The following is a 19267-nucleotide window of genomic DNA, read 5'->3' on the forward strand; positions in this document are numbered from 1 at the left end:
ACTCGACATGGTATGAGTAAATCATCTACTCTGCTCATCAAAATAAACGTTTTGTAACATTGAGTGAGGGTATGATGGGGTTAGGTGGTTGGATAGCCGTTGCGATTGTGTTGTTTGTATTGGGCAGTATCATGGCGCTTAAACCAAGTGGCGTAGAACAGCGCTTGGATAAGTTGCGTATGACGGCTCGGCGGTTGCAGTTAAATCCAAAACTGATAGCATGTCCAAGCTGGATACGAGGCAAAGATAATGAATATGGCAGTGGTATGATTGCTCAGTATGCCTTGATTTTGCCAAATATCAAATTGCCTGAAACACGTTATCAAGTGATAGATGGGCAGTTGCGTCCTGTACTGGCAGAAAAACCAATAGATAATTTGTCAGACTCTCAAAGCGATTCAATCATGCCAAATTATCATTTGGATAAAGAGCCATTGGCGTTGCCTGAGCGTATCGCCCCCTTTGTCAAAGCTGTTTATAGTAAAGCCAATAGTATGGTGATATTTTGGGATGACAGTGCTTATGTCAAACCAAATAGTAATCCACAATACTGCCCTGAGCAGATTGAGCCAGACTTGATGTGCCTAAAAGAGCGTTTGTCTGACTGGGCAATGCGATTAAATCCAAACTAAATCCGTGATGCTATCAGTGATTTATCTTTAAAACTGTGTTACGGTATCTTTGTCAGTATTTTGTTCTTCTTAGCATAAATGTATACTGGTTTTAGCCTATACCGCCTGTTATGTATTCTCAATATTGAAAAATTGTGATACCGTAGGTTGGTATTATAAAGTACATATGTTTACTGAATTGGTTGATTTGCAAGAAAAAATTGGTATTTTATCGGTTGTTTGGATAGAAAAACCAATGGAATGGGTCGTTTTGCCCAAATAGACTGTGCTTTTTTGCATGCTTTTTTATATTTTTAACAACTTTTATTTTTATTAACAGGGTGTCATCACATATGGCAAAAACCGCTCGTAACAAAACCACCACCACAAAGACTTCTGCCAGTGCAAAAGGTAAGTCACTGGTGATTGTGGAGTCCCCCGCCAAGGCAAAAACAATTAATAAATATCTTGGTGATGACTTTATCGTGCGTTCTAGTATTGGACATGTACGAGATTTACCAGTGGGTGGCAGTAGTAAAACAAAAAAAACCACCAAAGCTGAAGAGAGTCTGAGCAAAGCAGAAAAGGCACAGCAGGCATTAGTGAGACGGATGGGTGTCGACCCTGAGCATGGTTGGAAGGCTGTATATGAAGTACTGCCTAATAAAACAAAAGTAATCAAAGAGTTAAAGTCGCTGGCAAAAGAAGCCGATAAAATCTATCTGGCAACGGATTTGGATAGAGAAGGGGAAGCGATTGCATGGCATTTGCGCGAGGTTATCGGTGGTGATGACAGCAAATATCAACGTGTGGTGTTTAATGAGATTACTAAATCTGCCATTCAAAGTGCATTTCAGCAACCCGGAAAGCTAGATATTGACCGTGTTAATGCTCAGCAAGCAAGGCGTTTTTTAGACCGAGTGGTTGGCTTTATGGTGTCGCCCTTGCTGTGGCAAAAAATCGCACGGGGATTATCAGCAGGGCGGGTACAATCAGTTGCGACTCGCTTGGTGGTTGAGCGTGAAAAAGAAATTCGGGCGTTTATCCCTGAAGAATATTGGCAAATTCATGCAGACACCACAGTAAAATCTGATGCCTCAACCCCCATTCGTTTAGAAGCAATTAAGCAGGCAGGAAAAACCCTCAAACTGAGCAATAAAGCACAGACTGATGCAGTGTTGGCAATATTAAAACCTGCCAAGTTTGTGGTTAACTCCCGTGAAGAAAAGCCAACACAGTCTCGTCCCAGTGCGCCATTTATTACCTCAACACTACAGCAGGCCGCCAGTACACGCTTGGGCTTCTCGGTGAAGAAAACCATGATATTGGCTCAAAGGCTGTATGAAGCAGGGCATATCACTTATATGCGTACCGATTCGACGTTTTTATCTGCCGATGCCTTAGCCAGTGTGCGCAGTCATATTGAAAGTAGTTTTGGTCAAAAATACTTGCCAGAAAAGCCAAATTTCTATGGTAGCAAGCAAAATGCACAAGAGGCACACGAAGCGATACGTCCGACCAATGTGGAAACAAAGCCGACCCAGCTTAAAGGGGTAGAGCGTGATGCCATTCGATTGTATGAGCTGATTTGGCGACAGTTTGTTGCCTGTCAGATGCTTCCTGCAAAATATCTTTCTGTGACTTTGATAGTAGAGGCAGATAATGTAGAGCTAAAAGCTCGTGGTCGTACCATGACATTTGATGGTTATACTAAAGTATTGCCACCTGCAAAAACAGACGATACTTTGCTTCCAGATGTGAAACAAGGCGATGTATTAGACTTGGTGAAGCTTGACCCTAGCCAGCACTTTACTAAGCCACCTGCACGTTATACAGAAGCCAGTCTGGTAAAAGAGCTAGAAAAAAGAGGCATTGGACGACCTTCTACCTATGCTGCGATTATTTCTACCATCCAAGACCGTGGTTATGTCAAACTTGAGAATAAGCGCCTATTTGCAGAAAAAATGGGTGATATTGTTACTGATAGATTGACCGAGAGTTTCCCAGATTTGATGGATTATGCGTTTACCGCAGGGCTTGAAGACAAGCTGGACCATGTGGCACAAGGTGAACAAGACTGGAAAAATGTCTTAGATGCTTTTTATGGTGATTTTAAAGACAAGCTAGAGCATGCCAAAGATAAAGAAGGCATGCGCCCGAATGACCCAACAGATGTGCCAGACATTCATTGTGATTTATGTGCACGCCCAATGCAACTACGCAATGGCTCTACAGGCGTTTTCTTAGGTTGTACAGGCTATAACCTACCACCAAAAGAGCGTTGCAAAGGGACTAAAAACCTGATGCCAGTAGAGGCGTTTGCGAATTTGGACGATGCTGAGAATGATGACATTGCTGAAGTCAAAGATTTGATGGAGAAAAAACGCTGTCCAAAATGTAAGACAGCGATGGATGGCTATATCGTCGATGGTGGTTTAAAACTGCATGTATGTGGTAACAACCCAGACTGTGATGGTTATATCCTTGAGGAAGGTAAATTTGAAGTTCCTGGCTCAGATGCACCAACCATTGACTGTAACAAGTGTGATGGACAGATGGAGCTGAAAACAGGACGCTTTGGTCCTTATTTTGCGTGTGAAAAGTGTGATAATACCCGTAAAGTGCTCAAAAATGGTGAACCTGCGCCACCACGTATGGACCCCATTGATATGCCAGAGTTAAAGTCTACTAAGCATGATGACCACTTTATTTTAAGAGAAGGTGCGGCGGGTATGTTTTTGGCAGCATCAAAGTTCCCTAAAATTCGTGAGACTCGTGCGCCCAAGCTATCTGAGTTACGCTCTATCCAAGATAAGTTAGAAGAGAAGTTCCAATATTTGTTTGATGCACCCGATGAAGATCCAGATGGTAATCCCACCATTTTACGCTGGTCACGCAAACAAAAAGAACAGTATGTTGGCTCAGAAAACCAAAAAACGGGCAAAGCAACCCGCTGGGGACTGTACTGGCGTAAAGGTAAATGGGTGGAGGAAGCTTAACTGTTCCACAGACCTGATTTGTCATATCTGTCAGAATTATCATTAAAAAGCCCTCACTGTTTAAATTGCAGTGAGGGCTTTTTAGTACCTATATCTATCTTCATTCAGCTCAAGTATATAAAAGAAATACTAAACGACAGCTACATTACTTGTGTTTACTGTGTCTGTGTTCTCCCATTTATGAGTGTATTTCTATAGTCTCAATGTATTCGCTGATAGATAAAGCTCTAATAGATTTATGTCTGATATCAGACATAAAGTTAGTTTTTCTCAACGATACCACAAGCAATGCGGGCGCCTGAACCACCAGTAGGTTGAGTTGTATAGTCATCTGCATGCGCATGTAGAATAAAGGCGCGATTATAAACGCTATACTTTGAGTTCATGTCTACAGTCAGCCCTTTTTTGATGTAATCCATAGTGGCAGTTCCGTTAGCATCAGCCGTGATATTGGGTAAATCACCAGCGTGACTATTTGGGTCATCAGGGTGTCCATGAGGATTATTGTCAGGATTGAAATGTCCACCTGCGGTGTGACCTGCATCATCACAACTTCCTGTTTCATGGATATGTATGGCATATGTGGTATTTGGCTGTAAGTTGTTGATTTGTCCATACACTCGTACACCTTCAGCGACTTGGCTAAGATGCATTTGTCCGATGTTAGCTTGGTTTCCATCAACACTTTGAATGGTTGCTTGTAGCTCAGGTTCATTCAGTGGTTGAGCAGGTTTTATCTGATTTTGAATATTTTGGCAACCAGATAAAAGGGTGGCAGAGACCAGTGTACTACCAAGCAACAAAGTGGAAGTTTTTAATGTTCGCATAATCATTTCCTATCTATAGCAATGGAGGTTAATAAATGCTGAGTATTCACTACAGTCGTTCTTTGACTATATTTATCAAGAGGCGATATTTTGTGAACATATCAGCATTGATGGTTGTTTAAGCATAAACTACTAGATAAGTTGTTGATTATATTGAAATAATAATCATAAATCTATAGGTATGCGAGCAATAAATGGTTGCATTGATAGGTGTTTAATTACATGGCTTATAGATTATGAAGGTATGATGGAAATATGAAGGACTGGTAAGGATTACTGTTTTGTAATTCTTTGAAACTTTGCCATTAAGTCACTTTGGCTCTCTTCATGATTTGGGTCTTTGGGGATACAGTCGATGGGGCAAATCTCGACACATTGAGGCTCATCAAAATGCCCCACACACTCGGTGCATAGGTCAGGGTTGATGACATAAATATCATCCCCTTCTGAGATGGCATCATTTGGGCAGACAGGTTCACACACGTCACAGTTAATACATTCATCAGTGATTAATAGTGCCATAATTTTCTCCCACAGGCTTACTGCCAGTTATTTGCCCGTTTTTTGGCAAATTCAGCTAACACACAGTCAGGAACAAACTTTGAAACATCACCACCTAGTTTAGCAACCTCACGAATCATGGTTGACGAGATAAAAGAATAGTCTTGTGATGGCGTTAAAAACACCGCTTCAAACTTATCATCCAGCTCACGGTTCATATTGGCAAGCTGAAATTCATATTCAAAGTCAGACATCGCACGCAATCCACGCAAGACGGCTGTGGCATTTTGCTCACGCATAAACTCAACCAATAAGCCTTCAAAGCCAACCACAGAAACTTGTGGTAAATGCTCAAATACCGTTTTTACCAGTTTAACTCGTTCTTCAAAATCAAACATCGGCTTTTTATGGTGTCCCAGTGCAACAGCAATCACCACTTCATCAAACAGCTTTACGGCACGGTGTACCAAGTCGATATGACCATTGGTAATGGGGTCAAATGTACCGGGATAAACGATTCTGGTATGTAAGGTAGATATCGGTTTGGTCTCTGAGTGAGCAGAAGACGGTACAGTTAGAGTTGCTGTGCTGGTTTGAGTCATGGTCATTGTCTGATTGGTTTGCTAGAAGAATCACAAGGTGACGTTTGAGCGATATCGTATCAAATTTTGCGACCTTACGCATTGTTTAAAGTGTATCGTTATAGGTTTTGTCGGCTTTACACGGTCAAAGAGCTACTAATTAGCTACATAATCAATAATATATAATAAGTATGAAAAGTAAAATAAGAAGATAAATTAAGAAGAGGTTACAAAGCTTGCATCAACGTTTTGCAATAATATTGTTATAATCATTAGTTCGACTCAAAATATTGAGGACTAGGAGACACCATATTATGGCAAAAAAAGCAAAGAAACCAGAGAATCAAATCTGTGCTAATAAAAAAGCCCGTCATGAATACTTTATTCAAGAGACTTTTGAAGCAGGATTGGTATTAGAAGGCTGGGAAGTAAAAGCCATTCGTGCAGGTAAAATGAGTATTACCGAAGCTTATGTGATATTTCGAGATGGAGAAGCATTCTTATTTGGTGCCCATATTCAGCCGTTATTGTCTAGCTCAACCCATGTCAACCCAGACAATATCCGTACCCGCAAGCTACTACTAAACCGCCGTGAGATTGATAAACTCTTTGGGGCGGTTAATCAAAAAGGCTTTGCCTGTGTGCCTTTATCTTGCTACTGGAAAAAGTCGCTGGTGAAATGTCAGATTGCATTGGCTGAGGGTAAAAAATTGCATGATAAACGCAAAACCTTAAAAGACCGTGACTGGGAGCGTGACAAACAGCGTGGCTTTAAACATCATTTGGATTGATGTTGTTTGTATAAGTTTAGGCTCTCTTTCTGTTGCCAGTTCACTAAAACATTCACTGTACCAAGCCCGTACGGATGATATTTTTTCAATAATTGAAGACATAAAAATAGGGGGTTATATCAGCATAACCCCCTATTTTTTTACGTTTTTTATGGAAACAATTAAGAGTTGATAGGCTTAATTTATACCAAGTGTCTGTGTATTGGTGCGATTTTTTTGATTATTGCGAAAGCTTTGTATGCCATGCCATATCAAGCAAGCAATCCCCGCCCAAATTAGCCCATAACTAAATAGCATTTCTGTTTCAAAAGGATTACCCAGTACAGTAACCGCTAATATAAATAACAGTGCAGGCTCTAAATAACTAAGCATACCAAATACGTTAACAGGCAGTTTTTGACTGGCATCAACATTGGTCTGCATGGCTAAGATACTAATCACCCCTAAGCCAACCAATAGCACCATTAAATAACCTGAGCCTGCAACAGTAGTTAATGCAGAGGGGGCGAAGAATAACAAATATCCTACCGCAAAAGGTACTAATATCGTCAAGTCAACCAACAGCCCAGTTAATGCCGAGATGCCTTGTTTACGACGCATAATGTAATAAATAGGATAAGTCGTACACACCCATAAAGTCGCCCATGATACGCTGTGTGTACGAATTAGCTCACTGCTAACACCAAGCCCAGCTAAGGCAACAGCGACCCATTGTAATTTGGACAGTTTTTCACCAAAGAAAATACAGCCAAATAGCACCATCATTAAGGGAAATAAAAAATAGCCCATTGCCGTTTGGATGCCTTGTCCGTTGACAGGAGCCCACATAAATAGCCAAAATTGACTGGCAAAAATAGGCGTTGGTATTAGTAACCATGCCCATTGTTTGGCAGTTTTTAGAGATTTTAAAGTTTGCACACTTTGGTGCATTTTACCTGAAACACCCAAAAAGCTGATAATGGCAACCCACATGGCAATAACACGCCAGATAAAGACTTGCGTGCCAGATAAGGGTGCTAGCCAACTGCTATAAGTATATAACACACCAAACAGCACATTAGATAACACCGCAAGTGCCACACCGAGCATCAGTGTTTGCTGAGTACGGTCGTGTTTATAAAACCATGTTGGCTGTAGTAGTTGTGTGCGATAGCGTGCCAAAGTAGACATGATGTGTGTTTATCCCTTTATATGTAACTTGTTATATTCAATGGATTATGTTTGATATTTTAAACACAGAGAGTGATAATATTTCTCTAATATAGGGAAAAATAGAATTTATTTATCATTTATATAAATTATTTGATAAAAATTATTGGTAATATTGTTTCTATGAGAATTACTATTAATTTTATATTAAATATATTATGATTTTATTCGTTTTTATGTTCTAGGATATTTAGCGTTGATAAATTTTCCTATAACGATGAATGTTCAACAGACTCTATATAAGAAAAATATGGTTGCGTCTCTTATTAATTATTAATATTGGACAGATAGAACCTTCAATAGTGTGCGAGTAAACTGATTAATGTGGAACTGATTAACTTGGGAAGTAATGATGACTCACCTTGATGAAACAGATAAAGCCATTTTGAATTTGCTTCAAGATGATGTGACCTTGCCACTAAAAATTATTGCTGAAAAGGTTCATGTTTCGGTGGCAACGGCACAGCGTCGAGTGCAACATTTAATAGAAACAGGGGTGATTAGCAAGCAGGTCGCCATTGTTGACCCCACCAAAGTGGGCTATGGGCTGACTGCTTTTGTGATGATAGAGATGGAGCGTTCTAATACCTCGATGCAACACCGCTTTGAAAGGCTGATGCACGACCAGCCACAAGTGATGAGTTGCTATGAGGTATCGGGTGATTTTGATTTTTTATTGGTAGTCAATGCCAAAAATATGAGCGACTACCACCGTTTTACTCGTGATACATTGACCTATGAAAACAATGTGCGTAATTTTAAAAGTCAGTTTGTGATGAACTTTACCAAAAGTGGCACAAAAATTACCTTAGATTAGCATTATTAGCCCCTAATAACGTTTAATACTTTTATCTTTAGCGATTTGTTCTTGATGCAAGGGAAAGTCATTGTGGTTGTAATGATGTTGGCGGTCAGTAAAATAATGGTTTAGGGTACGTTTCACTGCTTCAAACGCAATCTCATCCCACGGAATCTCATCTTCGCTAAATAAAGCACATTCTAGGCTTTCGATACCTGTGCCAAACTTGCCATCTTGTAAATCAGTGAGGTATAAAACATAAATCTGACCAATATCAGGAATGTCATAAATACAATAAAGGTGTGGGTTGGTAGCGATGGCATCGGCTTCTTCGACAGTTTCACGCAATGCCCCTTGTGCGATGGTTTCGCCAATTTCCATAAATCCAGCAGGCAGTGTCCAGTAGCCATAACGAGGCTCAATCGCACGACGGCATAGCAATACTTTTTGTTCATAGATCACCAACGCACCACAGATAACTTTGGGGTTTTCGTAGTGAATATAGTCACAGCTTGGACAAACCAAGCGTAAATTATGGTCGCCTTCGGGGATTTTTTGTTCTGCTTGATGCCCGCATTGTAAACAGTACGCCATTTTTTATCCTTATAAAATATTCAATATGCCCTATCTGATGATAAATATTATCATTAAAATAGGTGACTTAGTATCTTCTCTATCTATCTCATACAAACTCATATAAAAATGATGCACCAAGATGCTATTTGCGTTACGCTATCAGTCATCCAATATTAAGTGATTTTTCTATGTCAATTTCTTCGCCAACTCATAGCCATTCTATACGATTTGATGAGCTTGTCGTTGCGTTACCCGCACATATTGAGCAACCGATTTTACAAACATTGGCACAACGGTTACAAACATGGCTAGTAACAGACTGCAAGCAAGCAGATGTGCCTCAAATGGATAAACAAAGACAGGCATCTAGCGATTCTGACATCGCAGACGCATCACAGATTTTGCAACAACTTTATCAAACGCCGATTGCAGATGCGTCTGTATTGGTTGCCATCACCAATGAGCCAGCACCCAAGCTACTACTGACCAGACGAGCAGGGCATTTAAGCTCACATGCAGGGCAGGTGTCGTTTGCTGGGGGAAAACATGAAGCAGATGATGGTAATAATGTGGTGACCGCTTTGCGTGAGGCATGTGAAGAGACGGCGTTACCACCCAACGCCGTGCAGATATTGGGACAACTACCAACGCAACGCTCAAAGTCAGGATTGGTTGTGCGTCCAATTGTTGCTTTGGTCGCACCTGATGTGATTTATGTGCCTGAGCTGGGTGAGATTGAGCGTATATTTTGGGCGGATTTTGAGATGCTGATTACTCAGCCCACGGTGGATTATGTCTTTGCCTATACCCAAGGTGAGCAGACTTCGATGGTTGCTTCACCAAGCTGGATTATTGATGATGAAACGGTGTGGGGGCTGACAGGACGTATCATTGCCAGCTTGCTACAGATAGGCTTTGATAGACAGATAGAATGGTATTATCGGCTACAAAATAGCCAGTAGATGTTGTAACAAATAAAAATCGTTAACAAGGATATATTATGACAATGGTGATATGGTTTATTTTGGCAGGGATGTTTGCAGGACTGTGTGCAGGGCTGTTTGGCATTGGTGGCGGTATGATTATTGTGCCTGCGTTGGTGTGGATATTTACCGCTTATCATTACTCACCTGATGTGGTGGCTCATTTGGCAGTAGGCACATCATTGGCGACCATCATTGTCACCTCAATTAGCTCACTGATGGCACATAATAAGCGTGGCGGTGTACGTTGGGACGTCTGGAAATATATGGCAGGTGGGCTGGTGATTGGGAGCTTAACAGGGGCGGCGGTTGCTGACCAGATTAATGGGCTGATGTTGCAAGCGATGATTGGTGCTGCTGCCTTATTGGTGGCATTTAAAATGCTGTTTTTATCCAATAAAGAACAACTTGGGAAACCCTTGCCAAAGCCACCCGTACAGTTTGGGGCAGGAACAGGAATTGGGCTTGCCTCAGCAATTTTTGGTATTGGTGGTGGTAGTTTGACTGTACCCTTTTTAAACTGGTCAGGGTTATCCATGCGTCAATCAGTTGGCACATCGGCAGCCTGTGGTTTACCGATTGCTGTGGCAGGGGCTTTGGGCTTTGCATGGTTTGGGCAAGATGTGGCAAATCTACCACAAGGTACGATAGGGTTTGTGCATATTGTTGCTTTTGTATGTATCTCTGTCGCCAGCTTTATTACAGCAAAAGTGGGGGCAAAACTGGCACACCAACTACCTGCAACAACCTTAAAAAAAGCATTTGGTGTATTGCTAACCTTTGCTGGCGGACAGTTATTGTGGTCAGGACTGGCAGGAATGGGGATTGTTTAGCAAATAGGGACAGTAAAGTATTAAATCCTCTATAGTCAAAGAGTTACTAAGTAGCTATTAATACGTTTGCTATACAACTGTACTATCTGTAATCGGTTGCTTTGTATCTGTTTTAGACTTCTTTGTCTATAGATAGCAAGCAAATGCTGGCAGGCGATTTACTAGCATGAAAGTTTTTTGTGGTAGTAGATAAAAAATAAGAGGTTGTTATTCGTGAAAGCAACAGATAAATATCGCCAAATATTTGGCTCTATTGACCATTTAAAACAATACATACCATGGACGACAGGCTTATCAAATATGGTGGAGTTTATTGCATGGACACCACAAAGTATATTAGGTATTACTAAGTCACAGTATCAAAGACAGATTATTGAGTGGGCAACCATGCCTGAGATGCGTGGTAAGTCTTCGGAGCAGATTGAAGCGATTATTAAGAAAAAGCTACAGCATCAAATGGAAGCGACGGAGCAGTTACAGACCTATTCTAAAAAGACGACTGGTATTTGTAGCGTACGTGAGGCACTAAGAAGAGTAAAGTTTTTCTCTGAAGACTATTTAAACAAAGAGTTTGATATATTTTTAAGTTTATGTAGTGATAAATATTTAGATGTTTTTTACTCTCAGTTTGTAGATATTACAAAGGGCTATGCTTGGGCGACACATGGCAATAGTGGCATCTTTGAATGTAGCACTAAATTAAAAGCTATGTTTATGGATAACTTGGCGTATAACCATGACGCAACGATATTGGTTGCCAATGAGTTAAAGCTAAATGGTAAAAAAAATCCTGACCAAATATTAAAGTATAGTTTTATGTATCATTACTTGGTAGAAAAGCAGTTTATTCACTCAGATGCTGGTTTTTTATTGCTATTTATTGGTAGTCAGCCAATGCAAATAAATCAGGAAGAGATGGTAGAAAAAGAGCTCGCATATTGTCAGAAAAACCCAATAAAATATGCAAATTTACTGACGGAAGATATCATCAGTATTGCAAATAACTTAACAATAGCCAGCATAACATGGCAAGAGTTTATAGCATTTAATGAAAGTTATTTAGCAGATAATGAGTTATGCCAAGTTGAAAGAAAACTGTTGGCAGGATTTAACCATAGCTTGCAATCAAAATCTTTTATGTATGGTTAATATGTAACTGAGCCTGATATTTGAAAGCTCTATTTATAGACTTTATATCTTGCTGTAGCTCATATAATAAATGTGAAAATACTAGCAAAATTAAGGTAAAATACGCCTCTATTTTTCTCTTAGTTCTTCATATCTTTAACTCATGCGTCTAAAATCCCTCAAACTGGCAGGCTTTAAATCCTTTGCCAATCCGACCACCTTTACCTTCAAATATGGCATTACCGCCATTGTAGGTCCTAATGGTTGTGGCAAATCTAATGTCATTGATGCCATCCGTTGGGTATTGGGTGAAACCTCTGCCAAGCAGTTGCGGGGTGGGGCGATGAGTGATGTCATCTTTGCAGGCACACAGGACAAAGCGGGCAAAAGCCTTGCCAGTGTTGAGCTGACCTTTGAGCATACCCAAGATGAACACACCGGTATACGCCATGAGCTAAACCTATATCACGAACTGTCAGTGCGTCGTCAGGTTAATAAAGAGGGCAAATCAGACTACTTTATCAATGGCACACGCTGTCGTCGTCGTGATGTGATTGATGTATTTTTGGGAACAGGGCTTGGCTCACGTAGCTATGCAGTGATTGAGCAGGGTATGATTGGGCGGATTGTTGACTCAAGCCCCATGCAGTTGCGTGAGTTTATCGAAGAAGCGGCAGGGGTGTCACGCTATCAAGCCCGCCGAGAAGAAACGCAAAAAAAGCTGGAAAAAACCGCAGAAAACCTAGCCCGTCTTAATGATGTCAGTAGTGAGCTGGAAAAACGACAAAAAACGCTTGCCAAACAAGCCGAAAATGCCAAGCGTTATCAAGCCATTCAAACCGAATTAGAAGAAGTACAAAAACAGCTTGCCATCACTCAACTGGTCAATGCCAAACTGCAACAACAACAGCACAAAGCCCAATTTGATAGCCTACAACAGCAAATCAATACTGAGCAACAGCAAATCAGCAGTCAAAAAACCAAACTGGCAAAAATAAACGAACGACTTGCTGAATCAGAATGGCTTAAAGACAATGCCAAAGAGCGACAGCACCAGTACCAGCTTGCCTTGCAACAGCAACAACACCAACTACAAAGCCTACAAAATGAGCTAGAGCAGGACGAACGGCGTTTGCAAACTCTGCTTGCTAAGCAACAGCAAAACGTCAAAGAGCAAGCTGAGCTAACCGACAGCTTGCAACAACAGCAAGCCCACCTTGATAAGTTGCAACCACAATTTGACACCCTGCAACAACAGCTAAACGACCAAAATCTTGAACAAAATAGCCAATCACTTGCTATGCTCAACAAACAATGGCAACAAGTGCAACAACAGTTAGGGGCATTGCAAGATAGCGAGCGACAACTTGAGCAACAGCATGCCCTAGCCAAGCAAGCCCAAGAGCAAATCAACAATCAGCTGAATAGATGGCAACAAAAACAGCAACTCTGGCAACAGCAGTGGCAGGCTTATCAACAAGCCAATCAGCAAACGAGTGAAGTCAGTGATGACAATCTCAACCTGCCTTTTGCTGAGCAGATTGAGCAACTTAACGTACAGATTGCCAGCTTAAACCGTCAGCAAGACAATATCGCTGATGAGAGAGAACTGCTACAGCCCAAGTTTCATGAGGTTAAACAGCAATTATTAAGCCAGCAAAACAGCCATAATAGCTTAGAAAAACGCCATGCCAGTTTATCAGGGCAGTATGATGCCCTGCACCGTATTGTTTACTCCCCAAAGCCTCAAACACCACAAGCACAGCAAACCCAAGTAACACAAACCAGCCACAAACAAAATATAGCCAATCAATCTAACCAACCTGCAAACAACTGGCTATCTGAGCTATCGCTATCTAAGCTACCAAAACTCAGTGAGCAAATTGAATTAAGCCAACAAGGTAAAGCGTTTGCCAATACTCTGGATATGTGGCTTGCAATGTGGTTAGATAGTCGGGTATTTGCTGATTTTTTTAATGATGAATTAAATGGGAAGGCTGTAACAGATAAAATAAATTTTGCGGTATTAGCACAACTTAGCCAACAAATACACAGCCAAACAGACAAGGGTACTGATACAAAGGCGGATAAAAAATCAGGTAAAAAAACGGATAACAAAGCTCAATCCATTAACCAACCCATTAATAGTATCTGGTTTACTCAGTGTGAAAGTAATCACAACTTGTTAACTGCTGATAAGCAACACGCCTTATCCATCGTGCCACTATCTGAACTGATTGCCAAACCACAACTGGCATTGTGGCAACAGTGCTATTTATATGTCGGTGATGATAACAATGCTAAACCGACCACGCATACTTTGAGTGTATTATTCAAAAATCTACCTTTGGGGGCGATTGTCTTAACCAAAACAGGGTGGCTGATTAGCCAAGTTGGGGCAGTGCATATCAGTAAATTGGCAGGTAAGAATTATCAAAATAATGCCAATCAAGCCCACTTTTTAAGCCAACGCCTAGAAAAAGAACAGCAACAAGCACAGTTAGCACAGCTTGAAGAGGAACTTGAGCAATTAGAAAGCCAAATAGACGACAGCAATCAATTTATCAAACAACTCACCACTGAGCATGACCATCTTAGCGTTAACCTAGAAGAGTTAACCGCCCAAGCCACTGCCTTAACAGGGCAACAGCACCAAACGCAAGGGCAACTGCGTGAGCTACAAAATAAATTTGAACGGCAACAAAGTGAACAAGCTCGTTTGCAACAAGAGCGTGAGCAACTCGAGCAAGAAAAACAAGAATTAACCACTGAGCAAAATAAGCTAACTGATAAACTGACAAATGTCACCCAAGACTTAGCAGAGCTACAACCCAAACTGAGCGACTATCAACAACGCAATGAGCAACTGGCAGAGCAAAGAGCGACTGCCCAACGTCAACAGCAAGAAAATGCCAATGCCCTGCAAGCCCTACAGCTTGAAATACAACAAAGTAAACTGGCGATACAACATCAACAGCAACAGCTTGAAAAGCTACAAGTGGAAGCTGAGCGTTTGCAGAGCAGTGAGCAAAAAACCCAAACCTATTATCAAAGCAAACAACAAAAATTGCCCAAACTAGAAGAGGCAGTAAAAACGGCTAATCAAGCCCATCATGAACAGCAAATTGCCTTTGAGGAACATCTTGCGAGCGTTAATGGGTTTAAAAATGAGCAGGCACAGCACCAAGCACAGCTTGATGAGTGGCAAAATAAATTAACCCAGATTCAGCAGGCATTTAGTGATTGTCGCAGTCAGCTTGCCGTTGCTAATGAACGTATTACCGAGGCAAGTGAACGCTTGCAAGCCTTAGATAGTGGGATTAGCCCGTCGACCATTTTGGCAGAAATGATTGCTCATGGCGGTGAGCAGTGGGCAAAACGCCATGCCTCTAATAGGAATAACTTAGAGCAACTGCACCAGCAAGAAAATCAGCTAAAACAACAGCTTGATAAAATCGGTGCGGTGAATTTAACCGCCGTTGCCGAGCTTGAGGAGGTTGATGCCAGACTTGCCCCATTACAGCAACAGATTGATGATATTCGCCAAAGCATGGATACCCTAACCGATGCCATCGCCACCATTGATGGCAAAACCAAAACCCTATTTATGCACACCTTAGAGGCGGTGAATCGTGATTTGGCAGAGTTATTTACCAAAGTGTTTGGCGGTGGTCATGCCAGTTTGACTTTGCAACAAGATGATAGCTTGAGCAAAGCTGAGCAGTGGCGGGCAGGTATTGAATTGATGGCTCAACCAAAGGGTAAGAAAAATAGTCGACTGGCGGTGTTGTCAGGAGGTGAGAAAACCTTGACCGCATTAAGCCTGATTTTTGCCATTTTTAAACAGCACCCAGCTCCATTTTGTGTGCTTGATGAGGTCGATGCTCCCTTAGATGATGCCAATGTTGGACGTTTTACCAACCTAATCCATGAGCTGGCAGGTGAGGTACAGTTTATTTTTATTAGCCATAATAAACTGGCGATGCAAATTGCTGATGAGCTAAAAGGGATTACCATGCCCAATGCTGGCATATCAACATTGGTCAGTGTCACTTTAGATGAGGCAGAGCAGTATCTTGAAACAAATACCAATCCTATTTAATCTGATAGGATGAGTGGCTAAATATAGGTATTGATTTGTGATGAAGATTTATGGCTCAGTTAATGACGGCTTATGGTAACCATGCTAGACTATGGGCATCTGAGCTGTGCTGTATTAACCCATCATTTCTATTATTCTGCTGTTATTTATTTTGCTAATTAATTATTAAAGTATAGGGGCATCGTTATCATGACCACGACTGAGATTATTCTGATTGTTATTGCTGTTTTAATCATGCTTGCAGGGTTATACATGATGTATCGTGGTATGAAGCGGCGTGCTGCTAAGCAACAAGCAGCCTTAATTCGTGATAAAAATGGTATCCCTATTTTGCCCCGTCATGAGCGCAATTTGGTCGATGAGCCAGATTTTGATGATAGCTTGGGTGGCGAAACGGTGATTACCCCTGACCGTAGTCATTTGCAAGCAGTGATTGATGAAACTCCAGCACAGACAGATGCGATGTCAGCTTATGATGCTACAGCACAAGCATATGATAGTGATCACCTAACTGCTGAGCAAGCACAATGGGAAGCTGAGCGTCGTCAAGCTGATGATCAGGAGGTTTCAGCTCTTTCAAAAGAGATATTAGATGATAAAGAGGCAGAGCCGGATTTATTTTCAAATCTGGCTTCAGCAACAGCGAATATCTCACCAGCGGTTGAGACTGCTGAAGCGCCAGCATTCACTGAAAACAGCCCCATATTAGATAACCATCTAATGGCATCTGCTGATCAAGATCAAAACAGCCCACTTAACCATGCGACAGAGAATGTTAATATTACCCTTGTTCCAGAAGATGGCTTTCGAGTCATTGATGGTGTGACTTTACTGGCGATTGTCGATCAGTATGGTATGAAATATGGGGCAATGAATATGTTTCACCGTTATGAGAATAAAGACGGTACAGGCATATTATGGTTTAGTATGATGGGGGTCAATCATGATGGTATCACACCATTTGACCTAAATACATTGCCACAATCACGATATAACGGCTTGGTATTTTTCTTATCTCTTCCTCATCCTAAAGCATTACAGGGTTTCGATAGTATGATAAGCAGTGCAGTGATGATTGCCAAGGAGCTGGATTTAAAAGTGTTGGATGAGAATCATCAGCCACTGACTCGGGAACAAAAACAAAAAATGCGTCATCAAATACGTGAGTTTCAATATTAGTATCCTAATGGCAAAGATTGCCTGATTTGACAGAACTGCTCCCCCAAAACCTATATAAAATTGCTATCATATCGCCATCTAATTTCTTACTAACAATGAACAAAGATGGCGATTATGAGCAAGCAAACCTCTACCAATTCACAAATTATCCAGCAAATGCGTACCTTAATCAAAGAGCTACGTATCCATAATAACGCCTACTATGTCCTAGACAACCCCACTATTAGCGATAATGAATATGACCAGTTGCGTCGTCAGCTGGTCGCCTTAGAAGTGCAAAACCCAGAGCTTATCCAAGCTGACAGCCCAACCAATACTGTTGGTGATAAGCCACTACCATTTTTTACCCAAGTCACCCACGATATCGCCATGTTATCACTGGGCAATGTCTTTAATCGTGAGGACTTGGGCGAGTTTATGCGTCGTATTAATGACCGTTTAAGCACCTCGCAACAAAATCCAGAATATGAGATGGAGTTAAAACTTGATGGCTTGGCGGTGTCTTTAAAATATGAAAATGGACAATTTGTACAAGCGGTAACTCGGGGTGATGGCAAAGTGGGTGAGGACATCACCCAAAATGTGAAAACCATTCGTAACTTGCCATTAATCCTTGAGCAAGCCAGTGATATTGAGTTACTAGAAGTACGTGGTGAAGTGCTTATGCCTAAGGCAGGCTTTGAGAAGCTTAACCGAGAAGCCGAGCAAAAAGGCGATAAAACTTTTGCCAATCCTCGCAATGCGGCGGCGGGTAGCCTACGCCAACTTGACCCTGCCATCGCTGGCTCTCGTCCTCTCGCTTTTTATGCCTATTCGGTCAATCAAGGCTTACCTGAGAGTATCAACACTCAGTCTGAGGCTTTGGCATGGCTTAAAGAGATTGGCTTTACTGTCAGTGCTGTGCAAGTGGTGAAAAACCTAGAAGAAGCGCAAGCCTACTATCTATCGGTTATTGAAAAGCGTCCTGACTTACCATTTGAGATTGACGGTACGGTGATAAAGGTTAATGACCTTGACTTGCAATCACAGCTTGGCTTTTTATCACGAGAGCCACGTTGGGCGACTGCTTATAAATTCCCTGCCGAAACGGTGATGACTCGACTAAACACCATTGAATGGCAAGTTGGACGTACAGGACAACTCACCCCAGTCGGTAAGTTAGAGCCTGTGCAAGTCGGTGGGGTCACTGTTAGTAACGTTACCCTACATAACTTTGGTGAAATTCAGCGTTTGGACGTGCGGGCAGGCGATACTGTCAGTATACATCGGGCAGGAGACGTGATTCCCAAAGTTACCCGAGTGTGGGAGGAGATGCGTCCTGATGACAGCCAGCCTGTGACTTTGCCTGAGCAATGCCCTGTGTGTGATTCGCCAGTGGTACTACCCGAAGGTGAAGCATTGGCACGTTGTAGTGGTGGGCTGTTTTGCCCTGCTCAGCAACAAGAGGCGTTAATCCATTTTGTATCAAGACGGGCGATGGATATTGATGGCTTGGGTGAGCGTTGGCTGATTAGCTTTTTTGAACATGGACTGCTAAAAACGGTAGCGGATATTTACCATTTACAAGAGCATCAAGAAGACTTGGTAAACTTCGAAAAATTGGGCGAAAAGTCGGTGCAAAACATGCTGACTGCCATTGAGAACAGTAAAAAAACCACTTTGCCTAGATTTATCTATGCCTTAGGGATTCGGGGTGTGGGCGAAACCACGGCTCAAAATCTGGCACAACAATTTGGCGATTTGCCTGAGCTGATGTCTGCCAGTATCGAGCAATTACAACAAACCCCTGATGTCGGTGATATCACTGCCGAGCTGATTTTTGACTTTTTCCGAGCCGAGCATAATATCGAAGTGATTACTGCATTGCAAAATGCAGGTGTGCATTGGGATAAAGTGGAGCAAGTCGCCAATGCAGATTTGCCATTAGATGGGCAAACGTGGGTGATTACAGGGACACTTGCGAGTATGGGACGAGATGAAGCAAAAGCCAAACTGCAAGCGATGGGTGCAAAAGTATCGGGCAGTATTTCTGCTAGAACTACTGCACTACTGGCAGGTGAAAAAGCAGGCTCAAAACTTACCAAAGCAGAAAAGCTAGGGGTAAAAGTGGTGAGTGAAGATGAGTTTTTGGGATTGGTGGGGGAGTGA

At 41.7% G+C, this 19267-nt stretch carries 15 protein-coding genes; 10 read left to right on the forward strand and 5 right to left on the reverse strand.

The features are described from left to right. Positions 1–71 precede the first annotated feature (71 nt). Together FHK88_RS02030 and topA are read left to right on the forward strand one after the other, a co-directional pair. Entirely contained in the window at positions 72–632 is a 561-nt protein-coding gene (locus FHK88_RS02030) for a hypothetical protein (RefSeq protein ID WP_227429107.1), read from the forward strand. Between the two features lie 332 nt (positions 633–964). After that, positions 965–3610: a type I DNA topoisomerase gene (topA, locus tag FHK88_RS02035; protein WP_227429108.1), complete on the forward strand. Its 2646-nt coding sequence runs from the start codon at positions 965–967 to the stop codon at positions 3608–3610. A gap of 260 nt (positions 3611–3870) precedes the next feature. Here the strand turns inward: topA and FHK88_RS02040 are convergent, their stop codons facing one another. From FHK88_RS02040 to coaD, 3 genes are all read right to left on the reverse strand, one after another. Then, positions 3871–4437 (reverse strand): superoxide dismutase family protein, encoded by a 567-nt coding sequence (locus tag FHK88_RS02040; protein WP_227429109.1) that lies wholly within the window; start codon positions 4435–4437, stop codon positions 3871–3873. A gap of 273 nt (positions 4438–4710) precedes the next feature. Next, positions 4711–4959, reverse strand: a complete 249-nt coding sequence (locus FHK88_RS02045; RefSeq protein ID WP_227429110.1) for a YfhL family 4Fe-4S dicluster ferredoxin — start codon at positions 4957–4959, stop codon at positions 4711–4713. Between the two features lie 17 nt (positions 4960–4976). Continuing rightward, positions 4977–5540 carry a pantetheine-phosphate adenylyltransferase gene (coaD, locus tag FHK88_RS02050; protein ID WP_264480575.1) on the reverse strand — a complete coding sequence of 188 codons (564 nt, stop codon included), beginning with the start codon at positions 5538–5540 and terminating at the stop codon, positions 4977–4979. 293 nt (positions 5541–5833) lie between these two features. Between coaD and smpB the strand changes: the two genes are divergently transcribed. Beyond that, positions 5834–6310 (forward strand): SsrA-binding protein SmpB, encoded by a 477-nt coding sequence (smpB, locus tag FHK88_RS02055; protein ID WP_227429111.1) that lies wholly within the window; start codon positions 5834–5836, stop codon positions 6308–6310. Between the two features lie 177 nt (positions 6311–6487). On the opposite strand, the gene rarD is transcribed toward smpB, so the two are convergent. After that, complete coding sequence (rarD, locus tag FHK88_RS02060; protein ID WP_227429112.1) at positions 6488–7480, reverse strand: EamA family transporter RarD; 993 nt, start codon at positions 7478–7480, stop codon at positions 6488–6490. A 388-nt stretch (positions 7481–7868) separates the two neighbouring features. Between rarD and FHK88_RS02065 the strand changes: the two genes are divergently transcribed. Then, on the forward strand, positions 7869–8336 hold the full coding sequence (locus tag FHK88_RS02065; RefSeq protein WP_227429113.1) for an Lrp/AsnC family transcriptional regulator: 468 nt from the start codon (positions 7869–7871) through the stop codon (positions 8334–8336). Between the two features lie 12 nt (positions 8337–8348). Here the strand turns inward: FHK88_RS02065 and FHK88_RS02070 are convergent, their stop codons facing one another. Continuing rightward, a complete protein-coding gene (locus tag FHK88_RS02070) occupies positions 8349–8912 on the reverse strand; it encodes an NUDIX hydrolase (RefSeq protein ID WP_227429114.1) in 564 nt (187 codons plus the stop codon). A gap of 170 nt (positions 8913–9082) precedes the next feature. Between FHK88_RS02070 and FHK88_RS02075 the strand changes: the two genes are divergently transcribed. From FHK88_RS02075 to ligA, 6 genes are all read left to right on the forward strand, one after another. Beyond that, positions 9083–9856: an NUDIX hydrolase gene (locus tag FHK88_RS02075; protein ID WP_227429115.1), complete on the forward strand. Its 774-nt coding sequence runs from the start codon at positions 9083–9085 to the stop codon at positions 9854–9856. Positions 9857–9894: 38 nt separating this feature from the next. Next, positions 9895–10710: a sulfite exporter TauE/SafE family protein gene (locus FHK88_RS02080; protein ID WP_227429116.1), complete on the forward strand. Its 816-nt coding sequence runs from the start codon at positions 9895–9897 to the stop codon at positions 10708–10710. A gap of 213 nt (positions 10711–10923) precedes the next feature. Next, positions 10924–11859 carry a hypothetical protein gene (locus tag FHK88_RS02085; protein ID WP_227429117.1) on the forward strand — a complete coding sequence of 312 codons (936 nt, stop codon included), beginning with the start codon at positions 10924–10926 and terminating at the stop codon, positions 11857–11859. A 142-nt stretch (positions 11860–12001) separates the two neighbouring features. After that, the gene (locus FHK88_RS02090; RefSeq protein ID WP_227429118.1) at positions 12002–15940 is read left to right on the forward strand and encodes an AAA family ATPase; all 3939 of its coding nucleotides are present in this window, start codon (positions 12002–12004) and stop codon (positions 15938–15940) included. 189 nt (positions 15941–16129) lie between these two features. Next, positions 16130–17119, forward strand: a complete 990-nt coding sequence (locus FHK88_RS02095; protein ID WP_227429119.1) for a cell division protein ZipA C-terminal FtsZ-binding domain-containing protein — start codon at positions 16130–16132, stop codon at positions 17117–17119. A 114-nt stretch (positions 17120–17233) separates the two neighbouring features. Continuing rightward, positions 17234–19267, forward strand: coding sequence for an NAD-dependent DNA ligase LigA (ligA, locus tag FHK88_RS02100; RefSeq protein WP_227429120.1), 2034 nt, complete (start codon positions 17234–17236; stop codon positions 19265–19267).

It is taken from the genome of Psychrobacter sp. I-STPA6b (genome assembly GCF_020662265.1).
In the GTDB taxonomy this organism is placed as follows: domain Bacteria; phylum Pseudomonadota; class Gammaproteobacteria; order Pseudomonadales; family Moraxellaceae; genus Psychrobacter.